Below are 23,922 nucleotides of genomic sequence, written 5' to 3'. Positions count from 1 at the left end.
GCAGGTCAGGATATCGCCATGAGCTTTGAGACTGCAGGTTATCAACTGGCGCCGGTGCTGCCCGAGATCGTGCTCGCGGTCGGCGCCATGGCTCTGCTGATGCTGGGCGCCTATCGCGGGCAGGGGACCACGAGCGCGGTCACCTCGCTGGCGGTCGTGCTTCTGGTCGTGGTCGGCGTGCTCGAATACATGCTTCCCGCGGGCAAGCAGGTGACCTTCGGCGGCAACTTCATCGTCGACGATTTCGCCCGCTTCATGAAGATCCTGGCCCTGATCGGCTCGGCGGTGACGCTGATCCTGTCGACCGAGTTCCTGTCCGATCCCTCGCGCCGCATCTTCGAATACGCCATCCTGGTGCTGCTCTCGACGCTCGGCATGATGGTGCTGATCTCGGCCGGCGATTTGATCTCGCTCTATCTCGGCCTCGAGCTGATGTCGCTGGCGCTCTATGTCGTCGCGGCCTCGAACCGCGACAACGCCAAGTCGACCGAAGCCGGCCTGAAGTATTTCGTGCTCGGTGCGCTGTCCTCGGGCATGCTGCTCTACGGCGCCTCGCTGATCTACGGCTTCACCGGCACGGTCAGTTTCACTGGGATCGCGGCGGCCGCGACGGTTTCGAACGTTGGCCTCGTGTTCGGCCTGGTCTTCCTGCTCGTCGGCCTCTGCTTCAAGGTTTCGGCCGTGCCGTTCCACATGTGGACGCCTGACGTGTACGAGGGCGCGCCGACCCCGGTCACCGCCTTCTTCGCTTCCGCGCCGAAGGTCGCCGCGCTCGCCGTCTTCACGCGCGTCACGCTGACCGCCTTCCCCGGCATCGTCTCGCAGTGGCAGCAGATCCTGGTGTTCGTGTCGATCGCCTCGATGGCGCTCGGCTCCTTCGCCGCGATCGGCCAGACCAACATCAAGCGCCTGATGGCCTATTCCTCGATCGGCCACATGGGCTTTGCCCTGGTCGGCCTTGCCTCGGGCACGGTCGAGGGCGCGCAGGGCGTGCTGATGTACATCGTGATCTACGTTGCGATGACGCTCGGCTCGTTCTCGGTCATCCTCGCCATGAAGCGCAACGGCCAGGCCTTGGAGAAGATCAGCGATTTCGCCGGCCTGTCGCGGACCAACCCGCTGCTCGCCTTCATGTTCGCGATGCTGCTGTTCTCGCTGGCCGGCATTCCGCCGCTCGCCGGCTTCTTCGCCAAATGGTACGTGTTCGTCGCGGCCATCAAGGCGAATTTGTTCACGCTCGCCGTCATCGGCGTGCTCTCCAGCGTGGTGGGAGCCTACTATTATCTCGCCATCGTCAAGACGATGTATTTCGACGAGCCGGCCGGTCAGGTCGATCCGATGCGCGTCGAGGTGAAGACGGTGCTGGCGGTTTCGGGCCTGTTCACCATCCTGTTCGCGCTGTTCGCGGGTCCCGTGGTGAGCGTCGCCTCGGCCGCGGCAAAGTCGCTGTTCTAGGATGGCCTTCGCGCTCGGTCCTCGTGCACAAGCCGCGGGCTACAAGCTCGCGGCGTTCGAACGGACCGGCTCGACCAACACCGAGGCGATCGAACGCGCAAGAGCCGGCGAGCGCGGCCCGATGTGGTTCGTCACCTCGGAGCAGACCGCCGGCCGCGGCCGCCGCCAGCGCGCCTGGATCGCGCCAAAGGGCAATCTCGCGGCCAGCGTCCTCGAGGTCCTCGACGTCGCGCCTGCGGTTGCCGCCACCATCGGTTTTGCCGCCGGGCTTGCCGAGGAGGCCGCGCTGGAGAAGGTCAGCCTCGAAGCTGCGCTGCGCCTCGGCGAGGGCCGTCCCCGCTACGCCCTGAAATGGCCGAACGACGTGCTGGCGAACGGCAAGAAGCTCGTCGGCATTGGCCTCGAGGCGGAGGCCGTCGGCGATCGCCTCGCCATCGTCGTCGGTATCGGCACCAATGTCGTTGCCGCGCCCGAGGGCACGCCGACGCCCGCCATCTCGCTGGCCGTGCTCGGCGTCCAGATCAGCGCCGAGGAGCTGTTCTCGGCGCTGTCCGATGCCTGGGTCGAATTCCGCGGCCTTTGGGACAATGGCCGTGGCTTTGCCGATATCCGAAAACTCTGGCTGGAGCGGGCCGCCGGTCTCGGCGAGCCGGTCGCAATCCACACGGGAACCACGACGCTGGAAGGCATTTTTGACACCATCGACGACACCGGCTGCCTGATCGTGCGCACCGCCGAGGGCCGCAATGTGCCGGTGGCTGCGGGCGAGGTATTCTTCGGCCCGGTCCGCTCCGTGGGAGCTGCGTGATGGCAAAACCCGAAGAACTGGTGTTTGCGCCGCTCGGCGGCGTCGGCGAGATCGGCATGAACCTGTCGGTCTACGGCCTCGGCAACCGCCAGCAGCGCGCCTGGCTCGCCGTCGATCTCGGCGTCTCCTTCGGCGACGAGGAGCACCTGCCGGGCATCGACCTGATCATGCCCGACATCAGCTTCCTGGAGAAGGAACGCAAGAACCTGATGGGCCTGGTGCTGACGCACGCCCATGAGGACCATTTCGGCGCCATCATCGATCTCTGGCCCAAGCTGAAATGCCCGATCTATGCGACGCAGTTCAGCGCTGCGCTGTTCGAGGCCAAATGCGCCGCCGAGCGCAACGCGCCGAAGATCCCGGTGACCGTGGTGCCGTCGGGTGGCCGCATCGACGTCGGCCCGTTCAACGTCGAGTTCATTCCCGTCGCGCATTCGATTCCCGAGGCGCATGCGCTGGCGATCCACACCTCGGCCGGCACGGTGCTGCACACCGGCGACTGGAAGATCGACCCGACCCCGACCCTGGGGCGGCCAACCGACGAGAAGCGCCTGCGCGAGCTCGGCGAGGAGGGGCTGCTCGCCCTGATCGGCGATTCCACCAATGCGGTGCGGGATGGCCGCTCGCCCTCGGAAGCCGAGGTCGCCCGGACCATCATCGATCTCGTGAAATCCGCCAAGGGCCGCGTCGCCGTCACGACCTTCGCCTCCAACGTCGCCCGCATCAAGGCTGTCGCCGCCGCCGCGAAGGCAGCCGACCGCGAGGTCGTCGTGGTCGGCCGCGCGATGGAGCGCGTGGTGCAGGTCGCGCGCGAATGCGGCTATCTCGACGGCGTGCAGAACTTCCGGTCGCCCGAGGTCTACGGCCATCTGCCGCAGGACAAGGTGCTGGCGCTGTGCACTGGCAGCCAGGGCGAGTCGCGCGCCGCGCTGGCACGCATCGCCAATGACGACCACCCCGAGATCACGCTCAACCGCGGCGACAGCGTGATCTTCTCCTCGCGCACCATTCCCGGCAACGAGAAGGCGGTCGGCTCGATCATCAACAATCTGGTGCTGCAGGGCGTCGAGATCATCACCGACCGCGACGCTCTGGTCCACGTCTCCGGCCATCCCCGCCGGGACGAGCTGCGCGACATGATCGCCTGGACCAGGCCGCAGCTCCTGATCCCCGTCCATGGCGAGGCCCTGCATCTGCACGAGCACGCCAAGCTCGCGCGCGCCGCCGGCGTGCCGCGCGTGCTGGTTTGCCGCAACGGCGACCTCGTCAAGCTCGGCCCCGGCGATCCCGGCATCGTCGGCGAGGTGCCCTCGGGCCGTCTCTACAAGGACGGCACGATCCTGGAGGATTCAAAATCCCGCGCCGTGGTCGAACGCCGCCGCATGGCCTTCTCCGGCTGCGCCTTCGTCGCCATCGCCATGACCGAGCAGGGCGAGCTGGCCGACGATCCCGAAGTCGATCTGGTCGGCATCCCCGAGAAGAACCGGGCAGGCGAGCCCTTCGACGACATCGTCTTCGACGCCGTGATGTCCACGATCGAGGGGCTGCCGAAGGCCCGCCGCCGCGACCCCGACGCCTTGGGCGAGTCGGTGCGACGCGCTGTCCGGGCCGTCATCAACGAACATTGGGGCAAGAAGCCCCCCTGTCTGGTACACGTGCTGACAGTCTAACGGGAGAGAACCATGCTGGGCCGGCTCAACCATGTCGCGATCGCGACCAAGGATGCCGTCAAGGCCGCGAAGATCTACGGCACCGCGTTCGGCGCCCAGATCTCGGAAGCCGTGCCGCTGCCCGAGCACGGCGTCATCACGGTGTTCGCCACGCTCCCCAACACCAAGATCGAGTTCATCGAGCCGCTCGGCGAGGCCTCGCCGATCGCAAAATTCGTCGAGCGGAACCCCGACGGCGGCATCCACCATGTCTGCTACGAGGTCGTCGACATCATCGCCTCGCGCGACACGCTGGTGAAGGAGGGCGCGCGGGTGCTCGGCGACGGCGTGCCGAAGATCGGCGCCCACGGCAAGCCGGTGCTGTTCCTGCACCCGAAGGACTTTTCCGGCGCGCTGGTCGAAATCGAGCAGGCATAAGGCCGCCCCATGGCCATCCAGATCTCGACCGCGATCGCGATTTACTTCGTCATCTGGTGGATCGCGCTGTTCCTGACGCTGCCGTTCGGCGTGCGCAGCCAGCACGAGGACGGCGTCGGCGCGCCCGGCACCGACCCCGGTGCCCCGATCCTGACCCGGATGGGCCGCAAGCTGATCTGGACCACGATCATTTCGGCGATCTTCTACGGCGCAGGCCTTGCCGCCTATCACGCCGGCTATCTTTCGATCGAGCGCCTGTCGAAATTGATGGGCATGCCGTTTTAGGTTTCTTGGTGCGGCGCATTCTTCGAGACGACCGCTTCGCCTCGCCTTGATTTTGGACCTGTCTTGATTTGGGGGCATCAATGACTTTTCAGAGGATCGTCATCGCGCTTCTGGTGCTGATCGTCGCCGGTCTCGGCGCCGTCGGCTATGTCGAATGGAAAATGGCCGCGCAGGTGCGCACCCTGAAGGCGTTCGTCGAGGGCTATGTCTTCAACGAAGCCGTCATGGCCTGCGAGCAGGCCAAGAGCTCGACTCCGTTCAAATGGAACGGCGGCAAGAGCACGTCGGTGATCGGCCTCAACTCCGTCAAGCTGGACAAATACACGGTCAGCGCCAGCTACACGCTGGTGGCGGACCTCGTTTATTGCGATTACGATCCGATCAAAAGAAAGGCCGAGATCGGCTCGAGCTTCCTGGAGCGGGAGTAACGATCCGGCCATGCCAAGCATGGGATGGGATCGTCATGGCGCAGGGGCAGGGAGACTACCGGATTCTGCATGAGGCCGATTTGCGGGATCATCTCGCAGGCCTGCCCGATATCGCGGCGCGCCTCGGCGGCGAGCCGGCTGCCTGGGACGTTACCGAGGTCGGCGACGGCAACCTCAACCTCGTCTTCATCGTCAAGGGCACGCATGGCGGCGTCGCCGTCAAGCAGGCGCTGCCTTATGTCCGCCTCGTCGGCGAGAGCTGGCCGCTGCCGCTGTCGCGGGCCCATTACGAATATCTCGCGCTGTCCCGCCAGGCCGAGCTCGCACCTGGGCTGGTACCGGCGCTGCTGCATCACGACGAGACTCTCGCGCTGACGGTGATGGAGTTGCTCGAGCCCCACATCATCATGCGCAAGGGGCTGGTCGCCGGAACGCAATATCCCGGCTTCGCCGGTGACATCGCCACCTTCATGGCGCGGACGCTGTTCTTCACCTCCGACCTCGCGCTGTCGGCGGCCGAGAAGAAGCAAGGCATAGCTGCTTTCGCCGGCAACCATGCGCTGTGCAAGATCACCGAGGACCTGATCTTCACCGATCCCTATCGCATCGCCGAGCAGAACCGCTGGACCGCGCCCTATCTCGATGCGCTCGCTGCGAGCCTGCGCGACGACATGGAGCTGCACGTCGCGATCTCCCGGCTGAAGCTGAAATTCATGGCGAGCCCCGAGGCGTTGCTGCACGGCGACCTTCACACCGGATCGATCATGGTCACCGAGCGCCAGACGCGCGTGATCGATCCCGAATTCGCGTTCTACGGTCCGATGGGATTCGACGTCGGCGCGGTGCTCGCCAATCTCCTGATGGCCTATTTTGCATCGAACGGCCACGAGCGCGCGCCGGGCGAGCGGGCGGCGTTCGAGGGCTGGGTGCTGGAGACGATCGGGCAGATCTGGATCGAGTTTTCCCGCAAGTTTCTGGAACTCTGGCGCGCAGGGGGCACTGGCGATGCCTATCCCGTCTCGCTCTTTGCCGGCCCGCAGGGCGCCGCGCGCCTCGAGGCCGAGCGCCAGACCTACATGCAGCGCCTGTTCACAGATGCCGTCGGCTTCGCTGCCGCAAAGACCATCCGCCGCATCTTCGGGCTTGCCCATAACATCGACTTCGAGCTGATCGAGGATGCCAAGACCCGGTCGATCAGCGAAGCTCGCGCGGTGCGGTTGGCGCGGGCGATGATGGTGGAGACGGGGACTTTTCGGACGATCGGCGACGTGACGGGCGCCGCGCGGAAGCTGCGGGACTGGATGCCGGAATTATCGGGCTGAAGGCGTAGCGCAGGACGGCTCCTCACACTCCGTCGTTGTTGCGAGGAGCGCTCTCCAGGCTCCGGCATTGCGAGCGCAGCGAAGCAATCCAGAATCTTTCCGCGGAGACATTCTGGATTGCTTCGTCGCAAGGGCTCCTCGCAATGACGGGGAGAGAGTGGGCACTCAATGACGACGAGGGGAGTGCAGGCCAGCCCCTCAATACATCCGCATCGGCAGCGGCGCGCCTTCGGGGCCGGCCAGCAGACCCCAGGTCTCGTTGGCCGCGACCTCGAACTCGCGGTTCTGGGCTGCGCTGCCCTTGAGCTTGAGGGTGACCTTGTACTTGCCCGGCGGCAGGTCAATTTTCTGACGATCAGGCAACTCGTCTGCGGCGGCGTCGAAATCGATCAGTCCTTCTCCGGCGTGAGGGGCCAGCTGGATGGTTCGCTCGTTGACGGTGATGTCGGCCGCTTCATCCGCCTTGTTGCCGAGCAACAACCTCGCTTGACCCGGCACGGGCTGGATGCGGGCGGTGGCGGCCAGCGGCTTGCGCCGGGCAAGGTCGACGATCGTGGTCTTGTCCTGACGCACGAGCCGAAGCAGCGCCGGCCCGTCCGACGTCGTGAAAGCGACGACGGCCCGGTCGGGCTCGATGACCGCGCCGTCGTTCTCGGTCCAGCCGCGCTTTTCGAGTGCAGCGCGATAGAAGTCGAGCACGGCCGCGAGATCGCGCGGCGTCTCGACGTGAGCCGACCTGATGAAGGGCGAATTCTTCGCGGTCACCAGGCCCCAGAGGTCGACGAGCGGCAGGCCCATGTCATCGGACATTTTGGCCTCGAATGTACGGCTCGTCGCCTGTGCCAGAAGCCCGATCGTGTCGCAGAGCAGGCGCTCGCCCAGATAGTTCGGGGCGCAACGGCCCCTGACGGCCCACCATGTATCGTCGACAAACCCGTTTGACCGCTTGGTGTGGGACCAATTGATCTGAATGTTCTTCGTCAGGTCGTCGCGGGCAGGGTCCGGCGTGACAGGGATCGCCATCGCCGCTGTCGCGGCGACCAGACTGCCGGCGAGCAGGATGCCTGGCCTTCGGCGGGTCATTTTTGCGCGATCCTTGTTTTCGCAATCGATTGGAGCTCAGATGACGATCCTGAGCTTGGTCGCGTCGATGACGAAAAATGTTCATGGTTCCTGGCCGCGGATGTCGCACCGCGTCAATGCCAATTGCATCGCTGGGGAGACGCAACCTGATCCGCGAGACCTGTCTCCAAAGCGCCGCCCAACGGAACTGACATTGGTCTCCACCAAAAACGAAGCTTGCATTCGACGGGCTGCGAATGATCAAATCTCTGATCGGCTTGCGCCTGCGTTGGTTGGGGGACACATGATGTTCAGGATGATTGCGATCGTCGCGGGAGTGGGGCTGGCGCTCGCCGGCGCGGCCGAGGCCCAGACCCCGCGCAAGGGCGGAACCATCCGCATGACCGCACCCTATGGCTCGAGTTTCACGAGTCTCGACATTCACACCACGCAGCGCGCTCAGGACGAGATCTATGCCAAGGCGCTGCATCGATCGCTCTACATCTGGAATTCGGCGGAAGGAAAGCCGGTTCTGGAGCTTGCCAAGGAGGATGTGGTCTCCGGCGGAGGCCTCGTTCACACCTTCAAGCTGCGCGACGACGCCTATTTCCACAATGGCCGCAAGATGACCGCCGACGACGTCATCTGGTCCTACAACCGCATCATGGACGGCACCAAGGCCTTTCCCGGTGCGCGCTTCGTGCGCGTCATCGAAGGTGCCGCGGCGGTCGAGAAGGGGCAGGCCAAGGAGATCTCCGGCCTGAAGAAGATCGACGATTTCACCCTCGAAATGAAGCTGACCGAGAAGGTCGATCCCGGCTTCTACTTCTTCACAGCGCTGACCTCGATCTACCCGGCCGACGAGGGCGCCAAGGACAGCTTCATCCAGCATCCGATCGGCCTCGGGCCGTTCAAGTTCGTCGAGCACGTGCCGGGCTCGCGTATCGTGCTGGAGCGCTGGGACCGGTTCTACAAGCCCGGCAAGCCCTATGCCGACAAGGTCGTCGTCTCGATCATGGCCGAGGCCGCGGCGCGCGATGTCGCCTTCCGCAACAAGGAGGTCGACACCTCGGTGCTGGGGCCCGCCCAATACGTCGCCTATCAGTCCGACGCCAATCTCAAGGGCACCATTGTCGAGGTCGCCGAGGTGTTCACGCGCTACATGGGCATGAATCCCGCGTACAAGCCGTTCTCCGACAAGCGCGTCAGGCAGGCGATCAACTACGCGATCGACACCGATTTGATCATCAACAAGCTTGTCAAAGGCAAGGCCTACCGCGCCACCAGCTGGCTGCCGTTGACCTCGCCCGCCTACGACAAGGCGATGAAGCCGTATCCCTACGATCCCGCCAAGGCCAAGCAGCTGCTCGCCGAGGCCGGCTACCCATCCGGCTTCGAATTCGAATGGACCACCAGCCCGAACGAGAGCTGGGGCCTGCCGATCGTCTCGGCCGTGATCCCGATGCTGGACAAGGTCGGCATCAAAGTGAAGGTCAAGCAGGTCGAGACCGCGGTGCTGGCGGAGGTGGTGCGCACCGGCGACTACCAGGCCTTCATCTATTCCCAGGCGAGCGGCCCGGATCCACTGTCTGCGCTCAAGTGCTTCCACTCGTCGACGCCGCAGCCGGCCTGCAATTACATGACCTACAAGAATGCCGATTTCGACAAGATCGTCGATGCGGCAGGGCAGGCCGACGACCCCGCCAAGCGCACCGAATTGCTGCAAAAGGCCAACGCGCTGCTCTATGAGGAGGCGCCGGTCTGGTTCTTCAACTACAACAAGGCAGTCATGGCGGTGCAGCCGTGGCTCAAGGGGATTCAGCTGAATCCGACTGAACTGACCCACCAAAACGTCGAAGACCTCTGGGTCGACGAGACCTCGCCCGCGAAGTGACATGCGCTCGCGCGCTCCCTCCATCGTGTCAAACGATGGAGGGAGAGAGGAAAAGTGCCGATGCTCTCCTTCCTGTTCCGTCGCCTGTTGCAGACCATTCCGACCGTGCTCGCGGTCGTGCTGCTGGTCTTCGTGCTGTTCAGCGTCGTTCCCGGCAGCATCGTCTCCTCCATGAGCGACGACAGCGACCCGCAGGTCGAGGAGCGCATGAAGAAGCAGCTCGGGCTCGACGATCCCGTCTATGTGCGCTTCGGCAAGTACATCGCAAAGCTCTCGACCGGTGATTTCGGCACGTCGTTCCGAACCCGCGAGCCGGTGACGACCATGATCGCCAAGCGGGCCTGGCCCACGCTGCAGCTCGTCTTCGCGGCCATGGCGTTTGCCGTCGTCGTCGGTGTGCCGCTCGGCTTCATCGCGGCGCTGAAACCGGGCGGCATAGTCGATACGCTTGCGATGGTCGTTGCTGTGTCGGGCCTGTCCATTGCCAAATTCTGGCTCGGGCTGGTTCTGATGTATCTGTTCGCGTTGAAGCTCGGCTGGCTGCCGAGTTTCGGTTATGGCGACGGCGGATTGAAATATCTGCTGCTACCGGCCGTGACGCTCGGGGTCTCGCCGATGGCGCTGTTCGCCCGGACGACTCGCGCCGCGGTCCTGGAGATCATGACCGCCGATTTCGTCCGCACCGCGCGTTCCAAGGGCATGAGCGAGACCAGGGTGGTGAAGTGGCACGTGATGCGCAACGCGCTCGTCATCATCCTCACGACCGTGGGCCTGCAATTCGGCGCCTTGATGGGGCAGGCGGTCGTGGTCGAAAAACTGTTCTCCTGGCCGGGCATCGGCTCGCTGCTGGTCGACAGCGTCCTGCAGCGCGACATTCCGGCCGTCCAGGGCTCCATCCTCGTGGTGGTGCTGGCCTTCCTTGCGATCAATCTCTTGATCGACGTGCTCTACGGCGTGATCGATCCCAGGATCAGATACGCATGAAGCTTCGCGCCAATCTCGTCATCGGTGGCTCGCTGTTCGCGCTGGCGATCCTGGTCGGCTTGCTCGCGCCCTGGCTCGCGCACACCGATCCCGTCATGGATGCCAATCTCATGAACGCGGAGGAGCCGCCGAGCTGGACCTGGTGGTTCGGCACCGACGACCAGGGCCGCGACATCTATTCCCGCGTCGTCTACGGCGCGCGCGTCTCGCTGACGGTCGGCATCATCTCGCAGCTGATCAACAGCGTGATCGGCGTGGCTCTAGGCCTGAGTGCCGGCTATTTCGGCGGCTGGTGGGACGACGTCGTCAACGCCCTGACCAACCTCATGCTCGCGATCCCGTCGCTGATCTTCGCGCTGGCGATCATGGCCGTGCTCGGCCCCGGCCTGACCAGCCTCCTGATCGCGCTCGGGCTGACCAACTGGTCCTTCACCTGCCGGATCGCGCGGGCCTCGGCGCTGTCGTTGCGGAGCCAGGGCTATGTGCAGGCGGCAACCGTGCTCGGCTACGGCGATCTGCGCATCATGATCACGCAGCTGCTGCCGAACATGCTCGGGCCGCTCATCGTCATCGGCACGCTCGGCATGGGCAGCGCGGTGTTGTCGGAGGCCGCCTTGTCGTTCCTCGGCCTCGGCGTCCGTCCGCCCTTTCCAAGCTGGGGCAGCATGCTGTCGGAGGCCCGCGAGCAGATCACGACGGCGCCGTGGTTGTCGGTCTTTCCGGGCCTTGCCATCTTCCTGACGGTGCTCGGCCTCAATCTGCTCGGCGACGGCCTGCGCGACATTCTCGATCCCCAATCGCGGAGCCGGCGGACATGACCGGCACGCCGCTGCTCGAGGTCGAGGATCTCAAGCTCGATCTCGATATCGGATCGGGGCGCGTTGCGGCGGCCGAGGGCGTTTCGTTCCGCATCGATCGCGGCGAGACCTTCGGCCTCGTCGGTGAATCCGGCTGCGGCAAGAGCATCACGGCGCTCGCCCTGATCGGCCTGCTCCGGCATCCCTTGTCGATCGGCGGCGGGGTCATCCGGTTCGACGGCAAGGAGATCCAGCACCTGTCGGCCGCCAGGCAGCGGGATCTGCGCGGCAACCGCATCGCCATGATCTTTCAGGAGCCGATGACGGCGCTGAACCCGGTCTCGCCCGTGGGCCGGCAGATCGCCGAGATGTTCGTGTTGCACAAGGGCAAGAGCTGGCGGGAGGCCAACCGGCTGGCAGTCGAGGCATTGGCGAGTGTCCGCGTGCCTGCGCCCGAGCGGCGCGTGAAGGACTATCCGCATCAGCTCTCGGGCGGCATGCGCCAGCGCGTGATGATCGCCATCGCGCTCGCTTGCGGTCCGGATCTCTTGATCGCCGACGAGCCGACCACCGCGCTCGACGTCACCGTGCAGGCCGAAATCATCGAGCTGATGCGGAATTTGTGCGCGGAGCGGGGCACGGCGATCCTGATGATCAGCCACGATCTCGGGCTCGTCGCCAATGTCTGCCGCCGCGTCGCCGTGATGTATGCCGGCCGCATCGTCGAGGAGCGCGGCTCGGCCGACATCTTCCGCGCGCCCTCGCATCCCTATACGCAGGGGCTGGTCGCCTCGCTGCCGCGGCTCGGCAGCCGCGCCGCGCTGGGCCGCGGCAGGCTGCAGGAAATCGCCGGCGTCGTTCCGGCGATCACGAATTTCCCCGAGGGCTGCCGGTTCAATCCGCGCTGTGCCCAGGCGACCGAGATTTGCCGGACGGTCGCGCCCGGCACGGACCTGTTGGAGGCGGGCGGGCTCGTGAGGTGCCATCACCATGCATGAGCCGCAGAACGGGCCGGCTGAGGAACGGCCGGACGATGATCTCATCCTCAGCGTGAGGGATCTCGCGGTTCATTTTCCGCTTGGCGGCGGTCTGCTGGGGGGCGGCAAGCGGGTGCTCCGTGCCGTCGACGGCGTCGATCTCAGCTTGAGGCGCGGTGAATGCCTCGGCCTCGTCGGCGAGTCCGGCTCGGGCAAGTCGACGGTCGCCTTGTCGATCCTCGGCCTGCTGGCGCCGACGCGCGGTCGCATCATGGTGGACGGGCAGGTGGTGACGAACCGCCAATCCGGCGACCGCAAGGCGCTCGCCCGCACCGTGCAGATCGTGTTTCAGGATCCCTATGCCTCGCTCAACCCGCGCCAGACCGTCCGGCGCACGCTGGAAGATCCCCTGCGTGTGCACGGGGTCACCGCGAAGAGCGAGATCGAGGATCGCGTCGCGACCATGCTGCGGCATGTGGGCCTGCGCCCCGAGCAGGCCGACCGCTACCCGCACGAATTCTCCGGCGGCCAGCGCCAGCGCATCGGCATCGCCCGCGCGCTGATCCTCAATCCCAAGATCGTCATCTGCGACGAGCCGGTGTCGGCGCTCGACGTCTCGATCCGTGCCCAGATCATCAATCTGCTGCTGGAGCTGAAGGACACGCTCGGCCTGTCCTACATCATGATCAGCCACGATCTCGGCGTGGTCGAGCACATGAGCGACCGCGTCGCCGTGATGTATCTCGGCCGCATCGTCGAGAACGGCGATTGGCGCGAGATCTTCGAACGGCCGGCGCATCCCTATACGCGAGCCCTGATTGCCGCCATCCCCGATCCCCTGCACCACGCCCCGCTGGCGACGACAGGCGGCGACCTTCCCAACCCGCTCAATCCGCCTGACGGCTGCGCCTTCAGCCCGCGCTGCCGCTACGCGGAAGCCGTGTGCCGGCGCGAGCCGGGGCCGGTGCTGGAGACGCGGCCCGACGGACATGCGGTGCGGTGCTGGCGGAGTGAGGAGATTGCGGGGCAGGAGGCGTCCGTTTCAGTTTAGGATCGGGGCGTCAACGAGAGAGGGGAATGTTCGGGTGTCCTGCCTCCTCACGTCATCGCGAGGAGCCCTTGCGACGAAGCCATCCAGATTGTCTCTGCCGAAAGATTCTGGATTGCTTCCGCCTTCGCCAAGGCTTCGGCGGACAAGTCGCTGCGCTCGCAATGACGGACGCTGGAACGGCGTAATGGTCCGCACCTTAGAGACGACGGGTATCGCACGAGGCTTTCACCTCAGCCCGGCCAGGACGACGTCGCGGATCACCCGGATCGGCGGCATCCATTGCTTCTCGTCGGCGTAGTTTCCGCAGGTGATGGCGACCACGATTTCGAGGTCGGGCATGACGAACAGCCGCTGGCCGCCATAGCCGAAGCCGCCGACCCAATGCGCGAGCGGACGGTTCGGCCGCTGGCCGTATTGCAGGTCCCCGCTATACCAGAAATAGCCGTACCGGCGCTGCTCGTCGCAGGGAACGTAAGGCTGGGACGATTTCGCCAACCAGTCCGTCGAGACGATCTGGCGTCCGTCCCATTGCCCGCGGTTGAGGATCAATTGGCCGATGCGCGCGAGATCGCGCGGCGTCATGCGCAGGCCGGAGGCGGGTGCGGGCTGCCCGTTGAAACCCTTGGTCCATTCGGTCGGACCGATCCCGAGGGGATCGAACAGGTTCGCGCGTGCAAAATCCGGCAGCGACTGGTCGGTGCCTTTCACCAGCAGTTGTCCGATCAGTTCGGTGCCGGCCGCGCCGTAGATCCAGCGGGTGCCGGGATCGGAGATGAAGGGCCGGCTGAAGATGTAGCGCAGGCGATCGGGCGCGCGCTCCATCTGAATTTCACTGTTGCTCGGGTCCTGGTAGGGAATGTCCTCGTTCCAGTCGAACCCCAGCGTCATGGTGAGCGCGTGCGCGACGGTCAGGCGCTGGAGGCGGGGATCGGTTGCGGCGTGGGCGTATTCGGGGAATTGCGCGATCAGCGTCTGGTCGGGTGCCGGCACCTTGCCGAGATCGAGGGCGATCCCGTAGAGCAGACCTAAAATGCTCTTGGTGACCGAGCGCAGATCGTGCAGCGTGTCGGGGCTGAAAACGACGCGGCCGCGCGGAGCGCCCCAGACTTCGTCCTCGCCGGTGAAGTAACGTTCGAGCACGAGCTTGCCCTTGCGCGTGACGACGACGCCATGCAGGCCCCAGGCGCTCTTGTCCGCAATCGCCTTGTCGAGCCGCTCGTCAAGGTCGGGCGCAAAGCCCGCATCGGACGGGGGGATCGATCCCCACGCGAACGGCGCGGAGGCAAGCGGGCTTGTCGTCACGAGAAGCGCTCCTCCGCCGACAAGGACGGCGCGGCGATCGATGACAGCCATTTGGGCTCTCGCTCTCCGGGGGCACGCGGTCGGTGCCATGACGGAGTTGTTCGCCTGTTTTGCCCGACGAGTCAAACCTCGCCAAGGCTACAGATGTTGATGATCGGCCGTGATAAGGGCCTGAACTCACTCACAGTTTCTACTGTGCATGGGGTTGTTTTCGCAGTTTTTGCTTTGAGGCCGTCTACTCCGCCGTTCTTTCCCGCAGCCGCTGCGCATAGACGTTGATGACCAGCGCTGCCAGCAGGATCAGGCCGCGGATCAGGATCTTCAGGAAGCTGTCGATGTTGACGTGGTCGAGGCCGTTGTTGAGCACACCGAGCACGAACAGGCCGACGATGGTGTTGCCGATGCCGCCGCGGCCGCCGAACAGGCTGGTGCCGCCGACGACGACGGCGGCGATGGAGTCGAGCAGATAGGTGTCGAATTCGTTCTGCTGCGCGCTGCCGAAATGGGCGACGCCGAGCATGCCGCCGATGCCGGAGCACACCGCCGAGATCACCATCACCGCGCCCAGGATGAGCTTGACGTTGAGGCCGGAATATTCGGCCGCCTCGCGATTGCCGCCGACCATGTAGACGTAGCGGCCGAAGCGCGTGTAGGTCAGCACGAGGTGGCCGCCGAGCAGCATGATGGCGGCGACGATCACGATCCAGGGAATGCCGCCGATCGAGCCGGAGCCGAGGGTGGTGATCAGGCTAGGGACCTTGTAGGCGATCTGGCCGCGCACCAGGAGCGCGGAGATGCCGGCCGCGATCTGCATCATCGCGAGCGTCATGATGAAGGAGGGGATGCCGATCACGGTCAGGCCCAGCGCGTTGACGAGGCCGAGCAGGGCGCAGAGCAGGATCGAGAGGATGATCGCGACCGCGCCGGGCAGCGGGATGTTGGCGATGTTGACGTAGGATTCCTGCAGCGTGAAGTAGGCGACCGCGATGCCCGTGACGTTGGCGATGCTGGCGATCGACAGGTCGATCTCCGCGCACAGGATCACGAAGGTGAGGCCGACCGCGATGATGCCGGTGACCGACACCTGGGTCAGGATGTTGCCGAGATTGTCGAGCGTCGCGAAGGAGGGGCTGGCGAAGGCGAAGAATCCGGACAGGAAGATCAGGGTCAGGAACGGGGCGATGTTGCGCATCTGCGAGCGCAGGAAGGGCGCAAGGCCCCGGGCCCGCCGCTCCGCCGCCAAAGCCGTCTCGCTGCTCATGTGCTTCTCCGTCACGCCGCTTCCAGCAGGCGGTCCTTGCTGACCGGCTCGTTCCTGAATTCCCGCACCATCGCGCCGCGCTTGAGCACGAGGATGCGGTCGGCCAGCGACAGCACCGTTTCCGGCTCGGTCGACAGCACGATGATCGCGAGCCCCTTGGCGCGGAGGTCGCGGACGATGTTGATGACGTCGTTCTTGGCGCCGACATCCATGCCGCGGGTCGGCTCGCACAGCACCAGCAGCTTGGGCGGATAGGTCAGCCATTTCGCCAGGGCCACCTTCTGCTGGTTGCCGCCGGAGAGCATGCCGAGGTCGAGCCCGACCGCCGGCGGCCGGATCTGCAACTGCTCGACCTGACGCTTTGCGATATCGCGCTCCTGCGCCGGCTTGAGCAGCAGCGCGGAGATGCGATCGAGGATGCTGATCGAGATGTTCTTGTAGACCGGCTCCTGATGGAACAGCATGTCGCGCCGACTCTCCGGCACCAGGGCAACGCCGGCGCGCCGTGCCGCCGCCGTGCTGGCAAAGGTCTTCGGCGTGCCGTCGACGAGAAGCGTGCCAGCGTCCGGCTTCAGCTTGCCGAACAGGATGCGCGACAGCTCCTGCTGGCCGCATCCCATGAAGCCGTAGATGCCGAGCACCTCGCCGGCGCGGGCCTCGAAGGAGATGTCCTTCAGGCTGCGGGACAGCGAGAGCTGGTCGACCTTGAGAACGACCCGGCTGGCGCTCGGCTGCGGCAGCATCAGATCGTCGCTATAGCTGTGCTCGAGCGCCTCGCCGCCGCGGCCGATCATGGCCTCGATCAGCGCGCCCTTGCTGGTCGCAGAGCTCGCGGTCTCCGCGACCTTCCGCCCGTTGCGGAATACGGTCACCGTGTCGGACACAAGCAGGATGTCCTCGATGAAATGCGAGATGAAGACGATGCTGGTGCCTTGCTCGCGCAGCCGCCGCAGCGTTGCGAACAGGCGCTCGACCTCGGGCGGGGAGAGGGCGGAGGTCGGCTCGTCCAGGATGACGATCCGGGCGCCGGAGAACAGCACGCGCGCGATCTCGATCAGCTGCTGCAGCCCGATCGGGAGATCGCCGAGCCGCGACATCGGATCGACGTCGATGCCGAAGCGGGCGAGCTGCTCGCCGGCCTCGCGCGCCATCCGCCGCCATTGCACGAGGCCCAGGGCATTGGTCGGCTGGTTGCCGAGGAAGACGTTCTCGGCGACCGTGAGATCAGGCGCGACCGAGAGCTCCTGATGCACCATGGCGATGCCGGCCGCGTGCGCATCGCGCGCCGAGCGGAAATGCGTCTCCGCGCCGTCGATCAGGAAGCGGCCGGAGAATTCGGTGTGCACGCCGGCGATGATCTTCATCAGCGTGCTCTTGCCGGCGCCGTTCTCGCCGACGAGACCGTGGATCTCGCCGGGATGCAGCGCGAAGTCGACACCACGAAGCGCTTCGACGCCGCCGAAGCTCTTCGTGATGCCCTGCAGTTCAAGGATGGGCGAACGCACCTCGGGCATGGAGGTTCAGATCAGGAAGTGATCCTGCATCCACTGCATCCCGGCGGCATTGGCCTTGGTCACGACCGGGCCGTCGGTGACGACGTTCTTGGGAATGCCCTGTCCGCTCTTTTCGCCGCCGACCACGGCGGAGACGCCCGCGATGATGGCGCCGCCATGAATGCGGCAGGAGGGATTGCGGACGGTCGCGAACATGCGGCCCTCGCTCACCGCCTGGATTGCCGGCGGCATGGCGTCGACGCCGCCGATCAGGATGTTGGTGCGGCCGCGTGCCTTCATGATGTTGGCCGCGGCGAGCGCCATGTCGTCATTGTGGAAGAACGCCGCGTCGATCTGCGGATATTTGGTGAGATAGGTTTCCCAGAGCCGCGCCGTCTTGGAGACGTCCCAGTCGGCCGGCTGGGTGTCGAGCACCTCGATGCCGGGGAATTGCTTCACCGTGTTGGTGAAGCCTTTTGCCCGCCCTTGCGCGCCGGTATGACCGAGCGCGCCCTGCGTCATGATGATCTTACCCTTGCCGCCCATCGCGTTGCACAGTGCCTGGGTCACCGAGGCGCCCATGAACTCGTTGTCGGGGGCGAGGAAGGAGTGGACGTTGATCTGGTCGAGCGGCGCAATCAGCGTGTCCATGTCGATCACGGGCGTGCCGGCATCGATCATCTTCTGCACGGGCTGGGTGAGGGTGCCGATGCCGAAGGCCTGGATCGCGACGAAGTCCCATTTCTGCGAGGCCATGTTGTCGATCGCCGCACGCTGCTTCACGGCGTCGAGCTGGCCGTCGAACCAGGTGACCTCGACGTTGAACAGCTTGCCCCAGAATTCGGCGGCCTGCTTGCCTTGCGCGCACCAGGTGGCCTGCAGCCCTGCATTGGAGAATGCCGCCTTCAGCGGCTTCTCGCTGCGTCCGACCTCGGCTGCCAGTGCGGGGTTTATGCCCATGCTGCCGAGGAGGGCAGCTCCGGCGCCGGCGGTCGCAGCCGCCTGAAGAAGATCGCGCCTCGTCGTCGAGAAATCTTTCGTCCCGGACATCGCTCGCTCCCATATATATTTTCGTCGGCGCGTCATTGATTGCGCGACCGATGGCCGAAAGTGTCTCACAAGAGTTGGCGCCACTCAATCTGCAATCACTCATTGCAGCGAGCCGTGTTGGTGCAGCGCAAAGCGTCAGGCCGTCGCACCGGCGAATGCGTCGAGGTCGACGAGCAGCTGATCCCAGGCGTGCGCGATCTCGATGGACCATTCTTCGCCGAGCAGATCGCGCAAGCTGTCCCTGATCACGGCGAAGAACGCGATGAACAGCTCGCGCGGCGTGCCATAGCCATCGTGCGAGGCGACCTCGCAGGCGATCAGCCGGAAATGTCCGCGGCGTTCACCGGCGAAATCGAGAATCGCCTCGATCGCCAGCGCGAGCATCGACCCCTTCACGAGGTCGCGGCCATCGGCGCGGAACATCGCCTGAGTCTCGGGATGCGCGTCGAACAGGCGTTGGTAGACGAGAGGCGTGAGATCCGCACAGCGCGAGGCCGCACGTTCGAAGCTGATCTCGATCGGATTGGACGAAGCATTCATCGGCGCTTCAGGCCCTTGCCAACAATACCTGCGGACAAAAAAAGAGCGGGGCCCTGGCCCCGCTCAAAAATTGTGTCGACCCTATTATCCCCGATCTTAAGATTTGATCTTGATTGGCGGGGCGACGCTGCATTTTGCGCGCCAGGGGCTCCTCCCGAGACTTGGACCACCAGACTTGGACCTCGCGGCCAGCCTGAGCGAGAGGGATGCTAGATCAACTTTTCTCACTTGTCATCATTTTCGGCAACGAATGTTCAAAATTCGGTCAGTAGACGAAATGATCGGGCGTCGGGGCCTGCAAGTATATGACAAATATACGAAATCTGTGGAAAGCGGGGGCGTTTGACATGCCTCAAATGCCCATCCGCGGGGCTGTGCTGGGTTACCGCGGCCACGGTTTTCGCCAAATTTGCGCTGGGCCAAGAAGGCGGCGGAACTGACCTCGACTTGGGAGCGGCACGGTGTTTAGTTAGTGAACGAACGAATGGTTCGGCGGATGCGCGCTCGGCTTCAAAAATTCCTGCCCCTGGTCCTGCTCGCCCTGGCGATGCAGGTGCTGGCGCCGATTGCCGCCTGCTGGGCGACCGGGCAGGCCATTGCCGATCCGCTGTCTGCCGGCGTCATCTGTCACAGCGCGAGCGAGCAGGGCGGCCTGAGCGATCAGACCGGCGGACCGAATGCGCATGCCGGCGCGTGCGCCCTGTGTTGCCTGGCCCAGGCCAGCGCCTCGCTCGATTCGCCGACGCACACGACACTCCCGATTCCCGCCCGCCATGCCGAGCGCGTGGTGTGGCATCCGGCCCAAGCGCTCGCGATCGCCGCGCCCGAGGGCTCGATCGCCCAAGCGCGCGCCCCACCTCGATTTTCCTGACCTAGCGACAAACCGAACCGTCGGCGCGCGCCGTTGCCGTGCCGATGGCGTGCTCAATGGACCGGCCGAGGTGCCGGATGTCAGGAATTCAAGTGATGTTACGCATACGTGCGATCGGAAGCGCGGGCTTGCCCGTGCTTGTCGGACTGCTGTCCCCGGTCGGTTCAGACGCGCTCGCCCAGGCTGCCCCGGAAGCGATTCCCGCAGTGACGGTCGAGGCGCCCAAGACCTCCCGTCTCCAAACAATCACCCGGCCAACGCGGCTACGCTCCGCATCGGCGGCGCGCGCAGCGAGGCCGGTCGCGCCGGTCGCGATCGATGGCGCCCAGGGGCAAAACAACACGATGTCCGCCGGGGCGGTGCGGGCCGGTCTCAATCAGGCGCCCGCCGGCCAGACCGCGACGACGATTGATCGCAGCCAGTTCGACAACCGCCCGTCGTTTTCGGTCAGCGACGTCTTGCGGGACAGTCCGGGCATTTCGATCAAGCAGGGTAACGGCCCGCGCGATTTCGGCATCTCGATTCGCGGATCCAACGCCCGCAACGGTTTCGCCATCCGCAATCTCGTGATCTTCGACGACGGCTTCCCGGTGACGCAGCCGGACGGCCTGTCGCGCAGCGACCTGATCGATCCCCACGCCTACAGTGCGATCGACGTGATCCGGGGGCCGTCGTCGGCGCTCTACGGCAATTACGCGACCGGCGGTGCGCTCAATTTCCGCACACGGCCGGGCGGCACGATCGATGGCGTCGAATATGGCGTCGACGGCGGCAGCTACGGCTATCTCAACAATTACCTGGCGGCCGGCAAGAAGGTCGGCAATTTCGAGGGCTCGCTGTTCGTGAGCGACACCAGGGCCGACGGCTACACCGGTAACAGCTGGTTCAACACCCAGACCGTCAACTTCCTTGGCACGCTGAAAGCGACGCCGGACGATCGCTTCACGGTCAAGATCATCAACAACGACCTCAGCGCACGGCTGCCGCTGCGGCAGTCGCTGAACCAGTTCTACACCAACCCTTTCCAGCAGGGGTGCACGACCGGTGCGACGGCTGCCGCCGGATGTCCGACCGTGTCTCTCTTCAACAACGGCTTCAACGGTGGCAAGGACACCGAGACAGCCACGCAGGCGGGTCTCGGGCGAAACGATCGGCGCACCATTGTCGGAGGACGCTGGGAGCACGACTTCGACAACACGATGACGTGGCGCAACCAGTTCGTCTTCGACGACCGGAACATCAGCCAGCCCACCGGCGCCACGACCGCGATCGGCGATTTCCCCTCGTACAACTACATGAGCGATCTCACCAAGCGCGGCGAAATCTTCGGCATGGAGTCTACCACGTTGGTCGGCGCCTGGTACAACACGCTCGTGGCGTCCAGCGATACGCGGAACGTCATGCCGGGCGGAAACGCCACACTGGGCCTGATCTCGGCCAACACCTACAGCGATACGTCCAATTACGGGATACGGGCGAGGGAGGAGCTGAAGCTCACTTCCGCGCTCACCGCCGTCGCCGGAATAGGATGGGAGACAACCGTCCTGAAAGGCGTCAATACGCTCTACAAGTACAATACGGTCAACGTTCCCGTGGCGACGATACCCACGCCCACCAGCGTCAATCGCAAAATCGAGAACACCGCTCCTGAATTTGCGCTGCTCTACAGGCTCAATCAGGAATGGCAGTTTCGCGGACGGGTCGCGACGGGATACGGAACGCCGCAGGTGTCGAATCTGTTCGTTCTTCCGAACGGTGATTTCGGCAACAACACCCAGCTCCAGACGCAAACCAATGTCGGCTATGATCTCGGCTTTGATTGGACGCCGAGCAATGCAGTCAAGCTGAGCGCGACGGCATTCTACGAGTTCTTCCGGAATGAGCTGGTCAGTCAGGCCGCCAGCAATCCCAGCGCCAGCAACGCGACCTATATGTTCAACGCGCCGCGGTCCGAACACCGCGGCATCGAGCTGGCCGCCGACTGGAAGTTCTATCCAGGCTGGCGGTTCATGGCGGCGTACACCTATCTCGACGAGGTCTATACCGAATATGTCGAGAACATCACTAATGGCGCCGTGTTCAGCTTCAACCGAGCCGGCAACAAGATCCCCGGCATCTCACCCAACGAGCTGACGGCCAGGATCGGCTATGATGCGTTCGCTGGGCCGCTGACCGGCCTTGGCGGCTTTGTCGAGGTCCAGTGGAAGGACTCCTTCTACATGGACAATGCAAACCTGCTGAAGGCGCCGGGCTATGAGCTGGTCAATGTGAATGTCCACTACGCGACCGACCTGTTGTCCAACACCTTCAGATCCCTGAACTTGTATCTCGAGGTCAGGAACGTCTTCGATCGGACCTACGTCGCCTCGGCCAACAACATCTCCAATACGGTGACGGCGGCGGGCCTTCAAAATCCTGCGAGCGTGCTCGCAAATTCGACGGGATCGATCTATGCGGGCTCGCCGCGCACATTCGTTGCGGGTATGAAGGTGGCATTCAAATGATCCGGGCTCTCGAAGGGAGTGGGGCCATGATCCGAACTGGCCTGCTCGCGATCCTCGCTCTCGCATTCGCACAAGGAACGGCGCTCGCACAGATGCGGGCCCCGTCTGCATCGGAAGCGGCGTGCGAGGAGCCGACACTGCGCTGTGCGACCAAGGCGACGCCCGCCTTCGGTCCTGACGGGACGCTGTGGCTGGTCTGGATGGCGGGAGGGCAGGTCTCGGTCGCAAGCTCGCGCGATGAAGGCCGCAGCTTTTCGGCGCCGACCCATGTCACGACCAAGCGGCTGAGTCTCGATTGGGGACCGGATGCGCGGCCGAAGATCGTGATCGACCGCAACGGCGGCATCGCGCTCGCGTTCTCGACCTTCAGGGACGCGGCCTTCAACGGAGAGGTGTTCACCACGCGCTCGGCCGACGGCGGGAAGAGCTTTGGCGAGCTGAAGCCGATCACCGCCAGCAATGAGAGCCAGCGTTTCGAAGCGCTGGCGCTCGATCAGGATGGAACGGTGTTTGCCGCGTGGCTCGACAAGCGCAATCGCATTGTCGCGAAGGAGGCGGGACAGAAGTACGAGGGAGCCGGGCTGTTCTTCACCTCGTCCGGCGACGGCGGCACCACTTACGCCGAAGCGAAGCTGGCGCGCGAGGGCACCTGCGAATGCTGCCGCTTGGGCCTGGCATTCGCTGCGCCCGGGCGGCCTGTTGTGATTTTCAGGAACATCTTCGAGGGCGGCGTGCGCGACCACGCGGTCATGACCTTCACGGACGTCGCGACTCCAGGTGAGGTCCGCCGGGTCAGCAATGACGACTGGCAGATCAATGCCTGCCCGCATCATGGGCCGAGCCTCACCGTTGCGCCGAATGGGACCTACCATGTGGTCTGGTACACGAACGGCAAGGCGCGAAAGGGCTTGTTCTACGCACACTCGCGCGACGAAGGCCGCACCTTCTCCGCGCCCATGGCGCTGGGCCAGCCGGGCCGCAACCCCACGCGGCCCTACGTGCTTGCCAGCGCCAAGGGAACGGTGATGGTCTGGAAGGAGTTCGACGGCGAGAAGACCTCGGTCCAGATGACGATCTCCCGCGACGACGGCGAGACGTGGTCGCCGCCGAAGACGATATCGAGCACGAGCGACACCTCCGATCACCCTTTGCTGGTCTCCAACGGCAAGCAGACCTATTTGTCGTGGATGACGAAGGCCGACGGCTATCGGCTTACAGCCATCGAGGACCAGCCATGAGAGTTCGATTTGCAGGCCTTGCCGGCCTTGTCGCTCTGACCGCTTCAGTGGCTGCGCTCGCCGCATCTCCAGCCCTGAAGCCGTTCGAGCGCGGCACCTGGCAAAGCGTCCTGAAGGGACATGCCGGCCGTCCCGTGCTCGTCCATTTCTGGGGCGTAACCTGCGGCCCCTGCAAGGTCGAGCTGCCCTTGCTCGGGCAGTTTGCCAAGGATCATCCTGAGGTCGACGTCGTCACCGTCAGCGCCGATCTCGTGCCGAACCTGCCGGGGGCAACGCAATCGATGCTCGACAAGGCGGGTCTGTCGTCGACCGAGAACTTCATCTTCAACGACGGCTTCGTCGAGCGCTTGCGGTTCGAGATCGATCCGGCCTGGCAGGGCGACATTCCCAGGACCATGCTGATCTCCCGGGAAGGGACCGTCACGACGATCGAGGGCTCGGCTGAAATGGGCGATCTCGAAAAATGGTCGGCGCAACAACTCGCCAAACACTGAAGTTCAAGTCTGCAAAGGG

22 protein-coding genes are annotated in these 23,922 nt (G+C 64.8%); 16 read left to right on the top strand and 6 right to left on the bottom strand.

The genetic code is table 11. From position 1 onward, the window contains the following. The first annotated feature begins 18 nt into the window (after positions 1–18). The 7 genes from nuoN to mtnK all read left to right on the top strand — a co-directional run bounded on the left by nuoN (position 19) and on the right by mtnK (position 6,385). A complete protein-coding gene (gene nuoN / locus CO669_RS24505; RefSeq protein ID WP_097662512.1) occupies positions 19–1,455 on the top strand; it encodes an NADH-quinone oxidoreductase subunit NuoN in 1,437 nt (478 codons plus the stop codon). A 1-nt stretch (position 1,456) separates the two neighbouring features. After that, positions 1,457–2,263, top strand: a complete 807-nt coding sequence (locus tag CO669_RS24500; protein WP_097662511.1) for a biotin--[acetyl-CoA-carboxylase] ligase — start codon at positions 1,457–1,459, stop codon at positions 2,261–2,263. Continuing rightward, positions 2,263–3,933, top strand: a complete 1,671-nt coding sequence (locus CO669_RS24495; protein WP_097662510.1) for a ribonuclease J — start codon at positions 2,263–2,265, stop codon at positions 3,931–3,933. The genes CO669_RS24500 and CO669_RS24495 overlap by 1 nt, the downstream gene beginning before the upstream one ends. A gap of 12 nt (positions 3,934–3,945) precedes the next feature. After that, positions 3,946–4,350 (top strand): methylmalonyl-CoA epimerase, encoded by a 405-nt coding sequence (mce, locus tag CO669_RS24490; protein WP_097662509.1) that lies wholly within the window; start codon positions 3,946–3,948, stop codon positions 4,348–4,350. 9 nt (positions 4,351–4,359) lie between these two features. Next, a complete protein-coding gene (locus CO669_RS24485; RefSeq protein WP_097662508.1) occupies positions 4,360–4,635 on the top strand; it encodes a DUF1467 family protein in 276 nt (91 codons plus the stop codon). Between the two features lie 80 nt (positions 4,636–4,715). Then, positions 4,716–5,063: a hypothetical protein gene (locus tag CO669_RS24480; protein ID WP_097662507.1), complete on the top strand. Its 348-nt coding sequence runs from the start codon at positions 4,716–4,718 to the stop codon at positions 5,061–5,063. A gap of 35 nt (positions 5,064–5,098) precedes the next feature. Next, positions 5,099–6,385 carry an S-methyl-5-thioribose kinase gene (gene mtnK, locus CO669_RS24475; RefSeq protein WP_097662506.1) on the top strand — a complete coding sequence of 429 codons (1,287 nt, stop codon included), beginning with the start codon at positions 5,099–5,101 and terminating at the stop codon, positions 6,383–6,385. Positions 6,386–6,583: 198 nt separating this feature from the next. On the opposite strand, the gene CO669_RS24470 is transcribed toward mtnK, so the two are convergent. Further along, positions 6,584–7,468, bottom strand: a complete 885-nt coding sequence (locus CO669_RS24470) for a hypothetical protein (protein ID WP_097662505.1) — start codon at positions 7,466–7,468, stop codon at positions 6,584–6,586. Between the two features lie 283 nt (positions 7,469–7,751). On the opposite strand from CO669_RS24470, the gene CO669_RS24465 reads away from it, so the two are divergent. Genes CO669_RS24465 through CO669_RS24445 form a run of 5 tightly spaced genes read left to right on the top strand, consistent with a single transcriptional unit; the run spans position 7,752 to position 13,150 of the window. Then, the gene (locus tag CO669_RS24465) at positions 7,752–9,341 is read left to right on the top strand and encodes an ABC transporter substrate-binding protein (protein WP_097662504.1); all 1,590 of its coding nucleotides are present in this window, start codon (positions 7,752–7,754) and stop codon (positions 9,339–9,341) included. A 60-nt stretch (positions 9,342–9,401) separates the two neighbouring features. After that, positions 9,402–10,325: an ABC transporter permease gene (locus tag CO669_RS24460; protein WP_097662503.1), complete on the top strand. Its 924-nt coding sequence runs from the start codon at positions 9,402–9,404 to the stop codon at positions 10,323–10,325. Next, entirely contained in the window at positions 10,322–11,143 is an 822-nt protein-coding gene (locus tag CO669_RS24455; protein WP_097662502.1) for an ABC transporter permease, read from the top strand. The genes CO669_RS24460 and CO669_RS24455 overlap by 4 nt, the downstream gene beginning before the upstream one ends. Beyond that, a complete protein-coding gene (locus tag CO669_RS24450) occupies positions 11,140–12,120 on the top strand; it encodes an ABC transporter ATP-binding protein (RefSeq protein ID WP_097662501.1) in 981 nt (326 codons plus the stop codon). Before CO669_RS24455 ends, CO669_RS24450 begins: the two co-directional genes overlap by 4 nt. Further along, the gene (locus tag CO669_RS24445; RefSeq protein WP_097662500.1) at positions 12,113–13,150 is read left to right on the top strand and encodes an ABC transporter ATP-binding protein; all 1,038 of its coding nucleotides are present in this window, start codon (positions 12,113–12,115) and stop codon (positions 13,148–13,150) included. Before CO669_RS24450 ends, CO669_RS24445 begins: the two co-directional genes overlap by 8 nt. Positions 13,151–13,375: 225 nt before the next feature. On the opposite strand, the gene CO669_RS24440 is transcribed toward CO669_RS24445, so the two are convergent. From CO669_RS24440 to CO669_RS24420, 5 genes are all read right to left on the bottom strand, one after another. Beyond that, positions 13,376–14,452 carry a serine hydrolase domain-containing protein gene (locus CO669_RS24440; RefSeq protein ID WP_198964238.1) on the bottom strand — a complete coding sequence of 359 codons (1,077 nt, stop codon included), beginning with the start codon at positions 14,450–14,452 and terminating at the stop codon, positions 13,376–13,378. Between the two features lie 235 nt (positions 14,453–14,687). Beyond that, positions 14,688–15,713, bottom strand: coding sequence for an ABC transporter permease (locus CO669_RS24435; protein WP_097662557.1), 1,026 nt, complete (start codon positions 15,711–15,713; stop codon positions 14,688–14,690). An 11-nt stretch (positions 15,714–15,724) separates the two neighbouring features. After that, complete coding sequence (locus tag CO669_RS24430) at positions 15,725–17,227, bottom strand: sugar ABC transporter ATP-binding protein (RefSeq protein ID WP_097662498.1); 1,503 nt, start codon at positions 17,225–17,227, stop codon at positions 15,725–15,727. Between the two features lie 6 nt (positions 17,228–17,233). Continuing rightward, complete coding sequence (locus CO669_RS24425) at positions 17,234–18,256, bottom strand: sugar ABC transporter substrate-binding protein (protein ID WP_018320172.1); 1,023 nt, start codon at positions 18,254–18,256, stop codon at positions 17,234–17,236. Positions 18,257–18,391: 135 nt separating this feature from the next. Beyond that, the gene (locus CO669_RS24420; protein WP_097662496.1) at positions 18,392–18,796 is read right to left on the bottom strand and encodes a globin; all 405 of its coding nucleotides are present in this window, start codon (positions 18,794–18,796) and stop codon (positions 18,392–18,394) included. Positions 18,797–19,292: 496 nt separating this feature from the next. Between CO669_RS24420 and CO669_RS24415 the strand changes: the two genes are divergently transcribed. The 4 genes from CO669_RS24415 (at position 19,293) to CO669_RS24400 (ending at position 23,903) form a co-directional block, all read left to right on the top strand. Then, positions 19,293–19,667 (top strand): DUF2946 domain-containing protein, encoded by a 375-nt coding sequence (locus CO669_RS24415; RefSeq protein WP_198964237.1) that lies wholly within the window; start codon positions 19,293–19,295, stop codon positions 19,665–19,667. A gap of 95 nt (positions 19,668–19,762) precedes the next feature. After that, a complete protein-coding gene (locus tag CO669_RS24410) occupies positions 19,763–22,171 on the top strand; it encodes a TonB-dependent receptor family protein (RefSeq protein WP_097662494.1) in 2,409 nt (802 codons plus the stop codon). 26 nt (positions 22,172–22,197) lie between these two features. Then, entirely contained in the window at positions 22,198–23,409 is a 1,212-nt protein-coding gene (locus CO669_RS24405; protein ID WP_097662493.1) for a sialidase family protein, read from the top strand. Further along, positions 23,406–23,903 (top strand): TlpA family protein disulfide reductase, encoded by a 498-nt coding sequence (locus tag CO669_RS24400; protein ID WP_097662492.1) that lies wholly within the window; start codon positions 23,406–23,408, stop codon positions 23,901–23,903. The genes CO669_RS24405 and CO669_RS24400 overlap by 4 nt, the downstream gene beginning before the upstream one ends. The last annotated feature ends 19 nt before the right edge of the window (positions 23,904–23,922 follow it).

Origin of the sequence: Bradyrhizobium sp. Y36 (assembly GCF_002531575.1) — a bacterium.
In the GTDB taxonomy this organism is placed as follows: domain Bacteria; phylum Pseudomonadota; class Alphaproteobacteria; order Rhizobiales; family Xanthobacteraceae; genus Bradyrhizobium.
Note: the sequence above shows the minus strand (reverse complement) of the source record. Positions and strands in the feature narration are given on the sequence as shown.

Bases quoted from the DNA above. Each gene is read 5' to 3' on its own strand.
- nuoN (WP_097662512.1), top strand. From the start codon at position 19: ATGAGCTTTGAGACTGCAGGTTATCAACTGGCGCCGGTGCTGCCCGAG.
- CO669_RS24500 (WP_097662511.1), top strand. From the start codon at position 1,457: ATGGCCTTCGCGCTCGGTCCTCGTGCACAAGCCGCGGGCTACAAGCTC.
- CO669_RS24495 (WP_097662510.1), top strand. From the start codon at position 2,263: ATGGCAAAACCCGAAGAACTGGTGTTTGCGCCGCTCGGCGGCGTCGGC.
- mce (WP_097662509.1), top strand. From the start codon at position 3,946: ATGCTGGGCCGGCTCAACCATGTCGCGATCGCGACCAAGGATGCCGTC.
- CO669_RS24485 (WP_097662508.1), top strand. From the start codon at position 4,360: ATGGCCATCCAGATCTCGACCGCGATCGCGATTTACTTCGTCATCTGG.
- CO669_RS24480 (WP_097662507.1), top strand. From the start codon at position 4,716: ATGACTTTTCAGAGGATCGTCATCGCGCTTCTGGTGCTGATCGTCGCC.
- mtnK (WP_097662506.1), top strand. From the start codon at position 5,099: ATGGCGCAGGGGCAGGGAGACTACCGGATTCTGCATGAGGCCGATTTG.
- CO669_RS24470 (WP_097662505.1), bottom strand. From the start codon at position 7,468: ATGACCCGCCGAAGGCCAGGCATCCTGCTCGCCGGCAGTCTGGTCGCC.
- CO669_RS24465 (WP_097662504.1), top strand. From the start codon at position 7,752: ATGATGTTCAGGATGATTGCGATCGTCGCGGGAGTGGGGCTGGCGCTC.
- CO669_RS24460 (WP_097662503.1), top strand. From the start codon at position 9,402: ATGCTCTCCTTCCTGTTCCGTCGCCTGTTGCAGACCATTCCGACCGTG.
- CO669_RS24455 (WP_097662502.1), top strand. From the start codon at position 10,322: ATGAAGCTTCGCGCCAATCTCGTCATCGGTGGCTCGCTGTTCGCGCTG.
- CO669_RS24450 (WP_097662501.1), top strand. From the start codon at position 11,140: ATGACCGGCACGCCGCTGCTCGAGGTCGAGGATCTCAAGCTCGATCTC.
- CO669_RS24445 (WP_097662500.1), top strand. From the start codon at position 12,113: ATGCATGAGCCGCAGAACGGGCCGGCTGAGGAACGGCCGGACGATGAT.
- CO669_RS24435 (WP_097662557.1), bottom strand. From the start codon at position 15,713: ATGAGCAGCGAGACGGCTTTGGCGGCGGAGCGGCGGGCCCGGGGCCTT.
- CO669_RS24430 (WP_097662498.1), bottom strand. From the start codon at position 17,227: ATGCCCGAGGTGCGTTCGCCCATCCTTGAACTGCAGGGCATCACGAAG.
- CO669_RS24425 (WP_018320172.1), bottom strand. From the start codon at position 18,256: ATGTCCGGGACGAAAGATTTCTCGACGACGAGGCGCGATCTTCTTCAG.
- CO669_RS24420 (WP_097662496.1), bottom strand. From the start codon at position 18,796: ATGAATGCTTCGTCCAATCCGATCGAGATCAGCTTCGAACGTGCGGCC.
- CO669_RS24415 (WP_198964237.1), top strand. From the start codon at position 19,293: ATGCGCGCTCGGCTTCAAAAATTCCTGCCCCTGGTCCTGCTCGCCCTG.
- CO669_RS24410 (WP_097662494.1), top strand. From the start codon at position 19,763: ATGTTACGCATACGTGCGATCGGAAGCGCGGGCTTGCCCGTGCTTGTC.
- CO669_RS24405 (WP_097662493.1), top strand. From the start codon at position 22,198: ATGATCCGAACTGGCCTGCTCGCGATCCTCGCTCTCGCATTCGCACAA.
- CO669_RS24400 (WP_097662492.1), top strand. From the start codon at position 23,406: ATGAGAGTTCGATTTGCAGGCCTTGCCGGCCTTGTCGCTCTGACCGCT.